The organism is Planomonospora sp. ID67723, assembly GCF_015711605.1.
In the GTDB taxonomy this organism is placed as follows: Bacteria; Actinomycetota; Actinomycetes; order Streptosporangiales; family Streptosporangiaceae; genus Planomonospora_A.
In genome coordinates this window covers 70,959-83,553 of record NZ_JABTEZ010000004.1, presented here as the reverse complement: position 1 = coordinate 83,553, position 12,595 = coordinate 70,959, and the positions used below count along the sequence as shown (strand labels likewise).

Below are 12,595 nucleotides of genomic sequence, written 5' to 3'. Positions count from 1 at the left end.
CACAACCGTCACTGGAACGGTCCGACGGAAGGCTGACGCCGATGTCGATGGCAATGGAGCCCTACCAGTTCTTCACTGACGCCCCCGCCGCGCATGACCGTGACACGGTCATGAAGTGGTTCCGCCGGAGGAAGGGCCAGGTCGCCGCTCTCGACGACAACTACACCCCGAAGTCAGGCTTCGACCGGGACGCGATGGGCACCCTGCGAAACAAACTGAACAACTACGAGAGCGCGATCGCCACGGATCGGACGACCCCCGCCGACGCGGTCACCAGCTTCCAGAAGTGGCTGGCCGACGGCTACGACAACGGCGCCTGGGACGCCTATGTCAAGAACCAGACCGCGAAGGACACGGTTGAGCGTAAGCGCCAGGAGGAGGCGTCCGCGCTGAAAGAGGTCAACGACGCCAAGGCTGCGGCCACGCAGACCGCCATGAACATCTGCAGACGCCACAGCGGTGGCCTGCTGAGCAACCGGCCGGGTGATGACCCGGTGGGCCGGGTGGTCTGCGGCCTGGCCGTGATCGGTTCCCCCGGCGTGACGTTCGAGGGCTACAGCGGCCAGGACATGCACCTGCACCCGACCTCCGCCCTCATCGGGGAGCTGGTCCGCGGCATCACCCGGTCGGAGAAGTGGCCGCCGGAGGCGTGCGCCGAGGTGGACGCCCTCAAGCGCTGGCTGAACGGCCCCGGCGCGCACATCGCCTCGATCGAACAGATTCCCAAGGACGCGCTCGTCTTCCACGCCCGGGTGTGGCATCCCGGAGGCAAGTGGAACGGCAAACAGACCAGTCCGGGCTGGCAGGACCGCGGCGCCTGCGTCTACTGCAAGAACTGGCTGAAGCGCATCGGCGCCGTCAACGCCTGACCCCGGACCGCGGGGGGCGCCCGGCTCTGGAACCGGGTCCGGCACATCTGCCGGCCGCCGATGAACCGGAAGGCGGCCGGCGGACTGGATCATGAGCTCACATGCGCCCTGAACCGCTCGTGAGCGCTCTGCTTGGAGATTCCCATCGCCTCCCCTATCTGCGCCCAGGAGGCACCGGTCTCCCGGGCCCCGGCGACGGCCTGGTCGAGCAGGGTGCGCTGCCAGCTCTCCACCTGAGACAGCAGGGCGAGGGCGGCCAGAGGACGTTCGGCGGCGAGCTTGACGATCCGCTCGCGCAGGAGGTTCGACTTGGTCACCAGCATGACCGATGAGACCGCCTCACCCCCGGCGAGACAGGACAGCGGTCACTGAACCTTCCCCGTACCCGCCCACGGCGGTACGCGATCGCCTTACACGGTCCGTCCGCACTCCAGTTGAAGCAGGACGAGGGCCGCGACGGCGATCCGGGCGATCCGGCCCCGGCGAGGTCCTGTCGAAAGGAGAGGGCGGGATACCCTGCCTGCGGTGCCTCGAACCACGTGACCGGAGGAGTCGATGCTGGGATGACGGCAGCGCGACCGATGCCCACACAGGACGACGTGCTCGAGTACTTCAACACGCTGTCGAACTGGGGACGGTGGGGCGACGACGACGAGCTCGGCACGTTGAACCACATCACCGACGACGTCCGGCTGGCGGCGGCGCGGGCCGTGCGCCACGGCAGGAGCGTGTCGTGCGCATGGGAGGTCGCCGCACCGGAAGACATGGAGCGGTCGACGACGACGTGCCCGTGCGCCGCCGACATGCCGGGTGCCGAGGACATGCCGGTGCCCGGATTCCGCGACGACCGGCGCTGGGGCTTTTCGTCCGAGCGGCTCGGCATCACGTTCCACGGCAACACCCTCACCCACGTCGACTCGCCGTGCCACATCTTCTGGGACGGCACGATGTACAACGGGCGGTCGCACTCGTCGGTCGACGCCGCAACGGGATCGGCGTGGGCGGCCGTCACGGCGGCGGCGAACGGGATCATCACGCGTGGTGTCCTGCTGGACATTGCGGGGGTCCGCGATGTGCCGTGGCTGGAACCGGGGCAGGGTGTGTTCCCCGACGATCTCGAGGAGGCCGAGCGTCGCCAGGGTGTGCGGGTGCGATCCGGCGATGCGGTACTCCTGCGGACCGGCTATGGCCGCGTCCGGCACGAGACCGGTGCGGCCAGCGGCTTCACGCAGGCCGGCTGGCACGCGTCCTGCCTGCCGTGGCTGCACGAACGGGAGGTCGCGCTGATCGGCGCTGACACCCCCCAGGATGTCCAGCCATCGGGGTACGAAGACGTGTTGATGCCGGTTCACGCCGTGAGCCTCGTCGCCATGGGCCTGTGGATGCTCGACAACTGCGACCTGGAGGCGTGCGCGACGACGGCTGCCGAGCTCGGCCAGTGGGATTTCCACCTCGCAGTCGCCCCTGTCCGCTTCGCCGGTACGTCCGGCAGTCCGGTCAACCCGATCGCCACATTCTGACCGCGGTTCACGAGGGGTGCCGACGCCAGGAAGGACCCGGCCCGCACCTGGAACGCGGTCGTGGTCGGCGAGGACACGCCACGCCGTACACGCTGGCGCAACCGCCACACCCCCGACGAGCGCCTGCGCAGGATCGTCAAGAGGGCGAATGCGGCCTGACGCGGCACCGATCAGCAGGGCTTCACGCGTGCCTGCAGCCTGGATGCGAGGCCCGCCCGGGGCTACCCGGCGTGATCAAGGCTCACCGGGAAAGGTTCACCGAGGGATCCCGCGAGGGCGGGAGACGACCGATGAGGCGACGGGCAATGCCGGCCGTTGCCGTATCCTGCCCGGAACAAGAGGTGAAATACCCGTTTCACGGCATAGGGTCTAATTGCTGGGTTACTGCAGGGTCATCCGATACTGCCGGTGTTCTGGTACCGCGGTCATGGCCCGGCGGGGAGACGGTCAGGGCCGGCGGAACGGGCCGTGTCCGGCCCGTCAAACCCCGCGGAAAGCCGGTGACCAGCGATGGCGGCAGGAATCGCAGACCACGACCACAGCGAGGCCACGCGCCTGCGTGAACTCGACGACCTCGACGCCCTGAACGTCCTGGTCGAACCGACCTTCCAGGCCATCGCCGAGCTGGCCGCGCACATCTGCCGGGCACCGATCGCGCTGGTCAACCTGATCGGCGCCGACCGGCAGTACTTCAAGGGCCACGTCGGCACCACCGCTGCCCACATGAGCCGGCGGGTGGAGTTCTGTCCCCACACCTTGGAGACCCGCCAGGTGGTGGAGGTGGCCGACGCGCTGGCCGAGCCGCGTTTCCGCGACGACCCGGTAGTGGCCGGCGAGCCGTACGTGCGCGCCTACCTGGGCGCGCCGATGATCACCAGCCATGACGTGCCGGTCGGGGTGGTGTGCGTCTTCGACCACCGGCCGCGCCGTTGGGAGCCCTCCTGCCACCGGGCGATGGCCACCTTGGCCTCCTGTGCCACCGGTCTGCTGGAACTGCGCCACCACCACCGCCAGGCCGAGGAGGTCATCGCCCGCCTGCGCGAGGCCGAGGAGCTGAAGAACGCCTTCCTGCGCACCGTCAACCACGAGCTGCGCACCCCGCTGACCTCCATCACCAGCTACCTGCAGCTGATGCAGGACGGTGACCTGCCGCCCGCCACCGAACAACAGTTCATGCAGGTCGTCACCCGCAACAGCCAGCGGCTGCGCACCCTGCTGGACGAGCTGCTGCTGCTGTCCAGCCTCAACGCCCAGACGCTGGCCTTCACCCCGGACGGCGAGGACCTGGTGACCATCACCCGCGCCGCGGTCGACGACATCGCCGAAACCGCCTGCGCGGGCGGCCAGACTCTCACCCTGCACGCCCCCGTCCGCGCACCGATCCACGCCGACGCCGGGCGGTTGCAGCACGCGCTGTGGCAGGTCCTCGACAACGCGGTCAAGTTCACCCCGCCCGGCGGGAGCATCGACGTCACCGTCACCGTCGACCCCGCCCCGGCTGTGGAGGTCCGCGACAACGGCATCGGCATCGAACCGGATGATCTGCAGCGCGTCTTCGACGACTTCTACCGCACCCGTACCGCCGAGGACCAGGGCATCGGCGGCACCGGCGTGGGGCTGCCCATCGTGGAGAAGATCATGCGCATACACGGCGGCAGCGTGCACATCGACAGCCGCCCGGGTGAGGGCACCCGGGTCCGGCTGGCCCTTCCCGCACCGGCACCAGCACCGGCAGGGGAAAGAGAACCGGGACACTGACACGAGGCCGCGGTGCCCGCACCGGCCGGGTGCGCTGCGACCGGATCTCCACAACCGCCCGGTCGAACACGCGCGGCCCACGCCCCCCGTCACCGCAACCCGGTCTCGGGGGTCATCGGCCCGGGTGCGACCGAGCCAGGGCGTCGAGGATCACACCGAGCCCGAACTCGAACTCGTCACCGAAGTCGTACCCGGGCCGGAGGATGTGCTCGGTCGCCATCTCCACGAGATGGGGATATTCGTCGGCGGAGAACCCCCGCATTATCGGCCGGGTGACGTCGGCGGCGCCGTCCGGGCCGTGAAAGGGCAAAGCGGCCTCCTGCAGCGCGAAGCCGTACACGTAGCTGTCGATCAGGGCATACGCGTGGGCGGTCATCTCCACCGAGAAACCCGCCCGGCGCAGGACGCCGACGACCGCGTCGTGGTGCCGCAGCGTGGCGGGACCGGGGGCGGTCCGCGACTCCAAGAGCCCCAGCGCCCAGGGGTGGCGCCGCAGCACGCGACGGGCCGAGGCCGAGCGCCGGCTTATCTCCGATCGCCAGTCACCGTCGGCCGAGGGCAGGTCGATCTCACCGAAGACGAGATCCACGATGCCGTCGAGGATCTCCTCCTTGTTGGCGACGTAGTGGTAGACCGACATCGGCTTGACGCCGAGTTCCTGGGCGAGCGAGCGGATCGTCAACGACCCGACCCCTCCCGCGTCGGCGACCGCGACCGCGGTGCGCAGCACCCGTTCCCGGCTGAGCGGAGCACGCTCCTCAGAACCGCCGCTGACCGTCTTCGACACTTCATCTCCCGGGCGATGGCCATTTCGTACTTAGTACGATACCGTCCCGTACTAAGTACGAAGAGGGTTTCGTCATGGCGGAAGGAAACCGGTTCGCGCACGACCGCGCCCCGCCACCTCTCACGCAGAAAGAAGAGCCATGTCAGAAAGAACCATCGGACGGGCCGTAGGCGCCCTGCTCCTGCTGGCGTTCGTCGGTTACGGCGGGGGCAGCGCCCTGGTCGAGTCCGGCTCGGGCGCCGTGGGCACTCTGTCCGGCGTGCTCGACCATCAGGTACGGATATCGGCGGGAGCGCTGCTGATGCTGATCAACTCCGTCGCGGTGGCCGGCATCGGAGTGCTGGCCTTCCCCGTGCTGAAGTCGCGCCACGAGATCTCCGCCTATGCGTACCTGATGGGCAGGGCGATCGAGGCCGTGATGCTGGCCGCAGGAGTCGTCTTCCTGCTGCTTGTGGTGCCACTCGCCCGGGAGTGGGCCGATGCCGGCGCCCCCGACGCCTCCGTCCTGGAGGCGCTGGGACGGGTGGCGAAGGAGGGCAACCGCTACAGCTACCAGATCGCCATGATCGCGCTGGGGATCACCGGCCTGCTGTTCTGCCGCGTCCTGTTGCGCGAACGGCTGGTGCCCGCGTTCATGGCGCTGTGGGGGCTGGCCGGCTACGCCGTCTTCCTGGCCGGGGCGATCGCCGAGGTCCTCGGTTACGGCATCGGCCTGGCTCTGTCGGTTCCGGGCGGACTGTTCGAGGTCGCGCTGGGGGTGATGCTCATCGCGAGAGGGTTTCCCGCGGGACGGAGCCTCGACCGCGACGGACCGGCCGGCGACGCGTCACCGGCGCTACGATGAGCGGCCGCTGATCATCCAGGGGTGTTCGCGGTGGCCTCCGGGGTGCTGGGCGTGCACGCCTCACACGATGACCGGCGCCGTAGCGCTCTGCCGCGGAACCGCCCGGCCCGCGGTCGCGAGGGTGTCCTGCTCGTCGGGTGTCAGCACGCCGAGGGCGAGGCGCTCCGGGTAGGGAACGAAGTCCAGGGTGAGGCGGCGCGCCACGTAGTCGGTGATGGACGAGGCCGTCCGCACCTCGGGGTCGTTGGTCATGCCGCGCGGCTCGTAGGCGGTCTCCAGCATCGGCTGGACGATGTCGGCGATGGGCGCGCCGTACCGCAACCCGACGTTGATCATGTTGTAGAGGGCGTCCGACAGCCCCATCAGCGTCGAGCCGTGCTTGCCGAGCCGCACCACCACCTCGGCGAGACTGCCGTCGGCGGCCGTCGCGGTGATCAGGTAGCCCTGCGCTCCGCCGACCTCGAACCTGCGGGTCGTGCCGTGCCGGCCGTTGGGGCGGGGTGCGAGCACGGGTGACATGGCGGGGCCTCCTGGGGCGGTCGGGGATGTGCTCGCCGCATCATGCCGCACACCGGCCCCGCCTGTTCGGTGTTCACCATTTCTTGCGGCCCGGACCAGCCCCTGCGGCCGGAGCCGGGCAGCGCCTCGGCGGGCGGCGATTCCCGCAAGGAGGAGTGGGAGAGGAGGCGGGTGCCCGCCGACACGAAGAGAGCACAGGGCTCCGACCAGTGGTGATCAGCGGGGCTCCCCGCCTGCCCCGCTGATCACGGCGGGGTCCTGGTAGCGGAGAAGGACGACGCCGTTGCCGAAGGTCCGGGTCTCGACGAGCCGGAGACCACGCCTGGCATCGGACGGCTGGAACAGCGGCTTGCCGCGCCCGATGACGACCGGGTGGACATACAGCCGGTACTCGTCGATCAGACCGAGCCGCATGAAGGTCGCGGCGAGTTCGGCTCCGCCGAGCGCCAGGTCTCCGCCGGGCTGCGCCTTGAGTTCCAGGATCTCCTCGGCGACGACGTCCCGGACCACGGTGGTGTTCCCGTCGGCCTTCTCCAGGGTCCGAGAAAAAACGATCTTCGGCATGTCCCGCCAGATGCGGGCGAACTCGACCATGGGCCGGGTGCTCTCGGGGTCGGCGTCGGCCGTCGGCCAGAACTCGGCCATCAGCTCATAGCTGCGGCGTCCGTCCATGAAGGCGCCCATCGCGCCGAGCCACTCGTTGAAGTGGTCGTGCAGTTCGTCGTCGACCAGATGCCAGTCCAGCTCGTGGTCCGGCCCTTCGAAGAAGCCGTCGAGGGACACCGACATCGCAAAAATGATCTTCCTCACCGTGTTCTCCTCCGACGTTCTCCAGGGCCGGGCCCGCTGATCGCGCCCTCCGTGCCCCGTCCCTCCGGCAGCCAGGATTCCGAGAGAGATCAGGAACGGGCGCGCCCGCTTTGTCCATATCACTCGGGTCCGGCAGTCCTTGCTTCCTGCCCGTCTTCGAGGACCCTGCCCAGAACCGGAATCCTCACCTCTGGACAACCGTGAGCAGAGAGCGGCTTCGCTCCGGAATGATCTGGATGCGTTTCCTCGCCGGAGGAGGACGACGGGGATGTTCTGCCGCTTCCGCGCGCGGTGGGGCCCTTCGGGCGCATGGGCGGCCGGCGCCCGGCCTGCCGTCGACGACCGCCGCAACCGGCCGACGAAGCATTACTAGGGGGTCGGCTCCGGCGCCGGCCGGCGAGTCCGTTCCGGCCCGGCCTCATCCGGGACGGTGATGGTGTACTCCGCGGACAGGCCGCAGGTGTCCGCCAGCTCGGCCGCCGCGGCCACGAGCGTGCGGGCGTGGGCGTGGGCGGCCGCACTGCCCGCCCGGGCGCTCCTGTAGGCCTCCAACGCCGTGATGCCCTGCTGGATGTGCTCCAGAGTCGGCCCGGCGGCGGCCGGGGCGGCGTCGCGCAGCACGGTGAGCCACTCGCGGAACGGCGCGTCGGTGTCCAGGCCGCTCTCACTCGAATGCGTCGCGATCTCGCGAAGGAAGGTGCGCACGTCCTCGTCATGGCAGACCGATCCCGGGCCCGTGGTCGGGACCGGGGCGGGCGACGGCAACGAGCCCAAGCCGGAGGTCTGCGGAGAGGCGGCGGGAGTGCCCGCACCCGGCGTCCCGGCCGAGGTGTCCGGGATGGGCGGGGTGCCGGAGCAGGCCGCCGCGACAAGGACTGCGGCGACGGCGATGACCATTCTCCACATGTTCACTCCTAGCTACTGACTTATAGCAGAGAGTAAACATGCTTGACGGACGACTCACGTCATTGTCGTCCCGCAGGCAGCCCGCGCCCCCGCCCGCATCAGGCGCCGCCGGGTCTCCGCACCGTCTCCGACTCAGCGATCGACGCGGTGAGCACATCCGCCGGACCCCGGCCGGGGAGCCCCGTTCTCAGGTGCAGGTGTCCGGCGAGCAGTCGGCGGGCGGGCAGCAGGCGTGCAGGCACGCCTGCAGGTCGCCCAGCGCCCTGCCGATGCGGCCGGGGTCGGCCCGGTAGTAGACGGTCTTCCATTCCCGCCGGGAGGCCAGCACCCCGCCGTCGCGCAGGGTGGCCAGGTGGGTGGAGGCCGCCGACTGAGCGAGGTTCATCCGCTCGGCGACCTGGTTGACGGTCAGCTCGATCCCGCCGGAAAACAGCATGAGGATCTGCTGGCGGGTGTCGCTGGCCAGCGCCTTGAGCAGCCCGCGCGCCGCGTCCGTCAACTCGATCCCGTTGGTGTCCATGGTCATAGCATCACCCCACCCACATCATATTGTCATTTCTAGATTTGACGATACGATCTGGAGGCATGAGCACTTCCGCCTTCGATGTCGCCGTCATCGGCGCCGGCCAGTCCGGCCTGGCCGCGGCCCACGCCCTGCGAGGCGCGGGCCTGCGGCCGCTGGTGCTGGAGGCCGGCCTGCGCGCCGCCGGTTCCTGGCCCGCCTACTACGACAGCCTCACCCTGTTCTCCCCGGCCCGCTACAGCGCCCTGCCCGGCCTTGCCTTCGACGGCGACCCGGATCGCTACCCGCACCGCGACGAGGTCACCGCCTACCTGGAGCGCTACGCCGCCCGGCTGGACGCTGAGATCCGTACCGGCGCCCGCGTGAGGCAGGTGCGGGCCGACGGCGGCGGCTTCACCGTCGAGCTCGCCGACGGCACCGCCCTGCCCGCGCCTGCGGTGATCGCCGCCAGCGGCTCCTTCGGCAACCCGTACCTGCCGGCACTCCCCGGCCGGGAGGGCTTCACCGGGGAGATCCTGCACGCGGCCGCCTATCGCGCCCCTGCCCCGTACGCCGGACGGCGCATCGTGGTGGTCGGCGCCGGCAACTCCGCCGTCCAGATCGCCCACGACCTCGCCGACACCGCCACGGTCACCCTCGCCACCCGCGCCCCGATCCGCTTCGTCGACCAGCGCCCTCTCGGACGCGACCTGCACTTCTGGTTCACCGTGACCGGTCTCGACCGCCTCCCGGCCCGACTGGTCGGCTCTCCGCCCGGGGTGCCGGTGCTCGACGACGGCCGCTACCGGCGCGCCCTGGCCTCCGGCCGCATGGAGCGGAAGGAGATGTTCACCGGCTTCGCCGACGAGGGGGTGGTCTGGGCCGACGGATCCCGCGAACACGTCGACGTGGTCATCTTCGCCACGGGGTACCGGCCCCACCTTCCCTACCTGGACGGGCTCGACGCCCTGGACGAGACCGGCCGGCCCCGCCAGCGCGGCGGCCTGTCCGTCTCCCGCCCCGGGCTGGCCTTCCTGGGTCTGGAGTGGCAGCGCAGCCCCTCCTCCAACACCTTGCGCGGCGTCGGCCGCGACGCCGCGTACCTGGTCCGGCACCTGTCCCGCCGTCTCCGGATCCGCCGCGGCGGGCGCAGCCGGGCCCGGGTGTGAGGGGCGGGCACCCGTCGAGCCCCGGCTGTTCGAACCTGCGGCACCCGCTTGGGCGGTGGCCGTGTGATCGGCCCGGGACCTCCTCGATGGCCCGGTGAGGGCCCCGCCGCCCCGGGCCGCTTCCGCTCTCGCCGCTCCTGCCTCCGGAGGGCATCCGGGGTCACCCCGCGGCGGCCTCGCGGGCCGCTGCGACGAAGTCCCCGATGAGCCCGGCGTCCTTGACGCCGGGCGCGGTCTCCACCCCGCTCGACACGTCCACGCCCCAGGGGCGGGCCGCGGCGATCGCCCCGGCCGCGTTCGACGGGTCGAGACCCCCGGCGAGCATCCAGCGGCCCGACGGGCGCCCGCGCACCGCCGCCCAGTCCCACGGCTCACCCGAGCCGGGCCGGGGCGCGTCGACGATGAGCAGGTCCTCGCCGAAGGCGCCGCAGCGCAGGTCCACGCCCGCGGCCCCGGCGCGCACCAGCGTGACGCCGAGGTCGCGCAGCGCGGTGAAGTCCCCGTGCGGGTGGTCGCCGTGCAGCTGGACGGCGCGTACTCCCGAGGCCAGCGTGGCCGCCCGCACCTGCTCGGGGGTCTCCCCGGCGAACACCGCCACGGTCAGCACGTGCGGGGGCACCGCCGAGGCCAGCTCACGCGCCCGCTCGGGGGTGACCCGCCGGGGGCTTCGGGTGAGGACGAAACCGACCGCGTCCGCACCCGCCTCGACGGCGGCCGCCACATGCTCGGGCTCGCGCAGCCCGCAGATCTTCACGTACACCCTGCGCAGGGTAGCGGCAATGCCCTGCCTGGCGGGAGGGGAGGGCACCGGGGCGGCCGCCAGGCCGTGGCGCCCTCTGCGACGGCGTGGCGGCCGCGGGAGGCCGGGACCCGCGGTGGGACGGGGATTTCCACCCTGCGCAGACCGACCGGACGGTTCTGTTCTGGCATCCGGCGTCCCGCAGGATGTATGGTGCGATTCCCCTCACGGGGCCGGAGGGGCAGAGCTGACGACGGTCGAGGATACGGTGACCGACGAACTGGTGGGGGCATTCCTCCGACAGCACCGCCGCTACACAAGCCGCCAGGTGGCCGCGATGGCCGGCATACCGATGTACCGCGCGCGGCGGTTCTGGCGTGCCTTCGGCTTCGCCAACGTCGCCGACGACGCGGTGGAGTTCACCGACTCCGACGTCGAGGCGCTCCAGATGCTGGTCGGCCTGGTGCGCGACGGGATCTACGACGAGGAGCACGCGCTCCTGGTGACCCGGTCGCTGGGCAGGGCCACCGCCCGGCTCGCGGAGTCGCAGGCCGTACTCGGCATCGAGACGCTCGACCAGGCCGGGGTCCCCCGCGAGGAACGCGCGGGCGCCTGGCGCACGCGAGCCGACCGGGTGGTGCCGGACCTGGAGCGGTTGCTGGTCTACGCCTGGCGCCGGCAGCTGGCCGCCGCCGCGGGGCGCGTCGTCGACCAGGAGACGGGCACCGTACGGCTGGCCGTGGGCTTCGCCGACCTGGTCGGGTTCACCCGGCTGAGCCGCCAGATCTCCGAGAAGGAACTGGCCGGTCTCGTCGAGCGGTTCGAGAGCCGCTCGACCGACGTCGTCACCTCCTCGCAGGGCCGGGTGGTGAAGACGCTCGGCGACTCGGTGCTGTTCGTCGCCGACACCGCGGCCGCGGCGGCCGACATCGCCCTGCGGCTCGTGGAGGTCCACGCCCGGTCCAGGAGCATGCCCGCGCTGCGGGTGGGGCTCGCGATCGGCCAGGTGATCGGCCGCATGGGCGACGTGTTCGGCACCACGGTCAACCTGGCCAGCAGGCTCACCTCCCTCGCCGCCGCCGGAACCGTGCTGGTGGATCCCGCGATGGCGGAGGAGCTGACGGGCGACGACGCGTTCGCGCTCCGGCCGGTGGACCGTCTCACCGTGCGGGGACTGGGCGAGCTGGCGCCCTCCACCGTCACCAGGAGCTGACCGGGCCGCAGCGCGGGCACGTCCGGCCGCCGGGATGAGCCAGGATGCCCCTCTCGGCAAGCCGCGTTCGCGGGATACGGATCAGCGTCGCGAGTCCGCGCGCGAGCCGTAGGCCGGGCCGAACACGACCAGCAGCGCCAGGTCCTCGGTGACGTCCGCGAAGCGGTGCTCCTCACCCGCCGGGACGAAGATCACCGCGCCGGGGCCGACCTCCGCCTCACCGCTCGCCGTCACGATCCGGGCCCGGCCCGCGGTCACCACATAGATCTCGTCCTCGGTGTGCGGGCTCTGGTCGTCGGCCCCGCCCGCCGGGATGCAGTACGTCCCAACGGACAGGTCGGGGACCTTGAGATGCTCGACCCAGTCGTTGGCAGCCCCGGCAGCCGGCTGCACCCACTCCCCCGCGCCCTTGATGATCTGCATGGCGACGACCATACCGGCAAGGCCGGCCCGGCAGGCAGCGGGGCACGGCCGCCGGGACATCCCGGCGAGCGCGACCGCAGGGCCGCGCAGGAGGGTTGATCGGAGCCCGCAGGCATCTGCGGAATGCCGCCCTCACAGCGGCGCCCGCGGGCCCCGAGGCGGAAGCGGCCTTCCCTGCCGCCCCTTCACCCTGCATGCCGGGTACCTGCCCTCAGGGCCGCCGGAGTAACACTTTCCAAGAAGGCATTACTCCCTCTACATCCCTATAAGCACTTGTTTTCCTCTGTCAGCAAGGCATACGAAGGCAAAACACCATGCATGCCCCCACCGCCTGGCGTCGCCGGGGTCCGCGACGGCATTCGCAGCCACGTCATGCGCCCCGACGGCGTTCCGGACGACCTGCGCACCATCACCCCGTCGAGGAGATCTGCCGCCGGCTCGACGACCGTCTCCGGGTGAAGGGACGTCGAGGTCACTCCGTAATGGAGCGCTCCAAAGACCGTATCGCCTGATTTCGACGTTAAGTCTTGTGCAGT

The 12,595-nt window shown here is 70.9% G+C and carries 15 protein-coding genes; 7 read left to right on the top strand and 8 right to left on the bottom strand.

Features of this window, described 5'->3' with window-relative positions:
• The first annotated feature begins 41 nt into the window (after window positions 1-41).
• Window positions 42-869 carry a hypothetical protein gene (locus tag HS041_RS26965; protein WP_196443657.1) on the top strand — a complete coding sequence of 276 codons (828 nt, stop codon included), beginning with the start codon at window positions 42-44 and terminating at the stop codon, window positions 867-869.
• Between the two features lie 89 nt (window positions 870-958).
• Here HS041_RS26965 and HS041_RS26960 read toward each other — a convergent pair whose 3' ends face one another.
• Window positions 959-1,192, bottom strand: coding sequence for a hypothetical protein (locus HS041_RS26960; protein WP_196443656.1), 234 nt, complete (start codon window positions 1,190-1,192; stop codon window positions 959-961).
• Between the two features lie 240 nt (window positions 1,193-1,432).
• Here HS041_RS26960 and HS041_RS26955 point away from each other — a divergent pair, with 240 nt between their 5' ends.
• Window positions 1,433-2,389, top strand: a complete 957-nt coding sequence (locus tag HS041_RS26955; RefSeq protein WP_230879812.1) for a cyclase family protein — start codon at window positions 1,433-1,435, stop codon at window positions 2,387-2,389.
• Between the two features lie 510 nt (window positions 2,390-2,899).
• On the top strand, window positions 2,900-4,147 hold the full coding sequence (locus HS041_RS26950) for a GAF domain-containing sensor histidine kinase (protein WP_196443655.1): 1,248 nt from the start codon (window positions 2,900-2,902) through the stop codon (window positions 4,145-4,147).
• 112 nt (window positions 4,148-4,259) lie between these two features.
• Here HS041_RS26950 and HS041_RS26945 read toward each other — a convergent pair whose 3' ends face one another.
• Window positions 4,260-4,934, bottom strand: a complete 675-nt coding sequence (locus HS041_RS26945) for a TetR/AcrR family transcriptional regulator (RefSeq protein WP_196443654.1) — start codon at window positions 4,932-4,934, stop codon at window positions 4,260-4,262.
• A gap of 139 nt (window positions 4,935-5,073) precedes the next feature.
• On the opposite strand from HS041_RS26945, the gene HS041_RS26940 reads away from it, so the two are divergent.
• Window positions 5,074-5,778: a DUF4386 domain-containing protein gene (locus HS041_RS26940; RefSeq protein WP_196443653.1), complete on the top strand. Its 705-nt coding sequence runs from the start codon at window positions 5,074-5,076 to the stop codon at window positions 5,776-5,778.
• A gap of 60 nt (window positions 5,779-5,838) precedes the next feature.
• Here HS041_RS26940 and HS041_RS26935 read toward each other — a convergent pair whose 3' ends face one another.
• From HS041_RS26935 to HS041_RS26920, 4 genes are all read right to left on the bottom strand, one after another.
• Window positions 5,839-6,297 (bottom strand): TSCPD domain-containing protein, encoded by a 459-nt coding sequence (locus tag HS041_RS26935; protein WP_196443652.1) that lies wholly within the window; start codon window positions 6,295-6,297, stop codon window positions 5,839-5,841.
• Window positions 6,298-6,513: 216 nt separating this feature from the next.
• Entirely contained in the window at window positions 6,514-7,107 is a 594-nt protein-coding gene (locus HS041_RS26930; RefSeq protein ID WP_196443651.1) for a dihydrofolate reductase family protein, read from the bottom strand.
• 369 nt (window positions 7,108-7,476) lie between these two features.
• Entirely contained in the window at window positions 7,477-8,013 is a 537-nt protein-coding gene (locus tag HS041_RS26925; protein WP_196443650.1) for a hypothetical protein, read from the bottom strand.
• Window positions 8,014-8,200: 187 nt separating this feature from the next.
• On the bottom strand, window positions 8,201-8,533 hold the full coding sequence (locus HS041_RS26920) for an ArsR/SmtB family transcription factor (protein WP_196443649.1): 333 nt from the start codon (window positions 8,531-8,533) through the stop codon (window positions 8,201-8,203).
• Window positions 8,534-8,598: 65 nt separating this feature from the next.
• Here HS041_RS26920 and HS041_RS26915 point away from each other — a divergent pair, with 65 nt between their 5' ends.
• Entirely contained in the window at window positions 8,599-9,684 is a 1,086-nt protein-coding gene (locus tag HS041_RS26915; RefSeq protein ID WP_196443648.1) for a flavin-containing monooxygenase, read from the top strand.
• Window positions 9,685-9,844: 160 nt separating this feature from the next.
• Here HS041_RS26915 and HS041_RS26910 read toward each other — a convergent pair whose 3' ends face one another.
• Window positions 9,845-10,444, bottom strand: coding sequence for a phosphoribosylanthranilate isomerase (locus HS041_RS26910; protein WP_196443647.1), 600 nt, complete (start codon window positions 10,442-10,444; stop codon window positions 9,845-9,847).
• A gap of 247 nt (window positions 10,445-10,691) precedes the next feature.
• Here HS041_RS26910 and HS041_RS26905 point away from each other — a divergent pair, with 247 nt between their 5' ends.
• On the top strand, window positions 10,692-11,636 hold the full coding sequence (locus tag HS041_RS26905) for an adenylate/guanylate cyclase domain-containing protein (RefSeq protein WP_196443646.1): 945 nt from the start codon (window positions 10,692-10,694) through the stop codon (window positions 11,634-11,636).
• 81 nt (window positions 11,637-11,717) lie between these two features.
• On the opposite strand, the gene HS041_RS26900 is transcribed toward HS041_RS26905, so the two are convergent.
• The gene (locus HS041_RS26900) at window positions 11,718-12,059 is read right to left on the bottom strand and encodes a cupin domain-containing protein (protein WP_196443645.1); all 342 of its coding nucleotides are present in this window, start codon (window positions 12,057-12,059) and stop codon (window positions 11,718-11,720) included.
• A 318-nt stretch (window positions 12,060-12,377) separates the two neighbouring features.
• Between HS041_RS26900 and HS041_RS26895 the strand changes: the two genes are divergently transcribed.
• Entirely contained in the window at window positions 12,378-12,518 is a 141-nt protein-coding gene (locus tag HS041_RS26895) for a hypothetical protein (protein ID WP_196443644.1), read from the top strand.
• The last annotated feature ends 77 nt before the right edge of the window (window positions 12,519-12,595 follow it).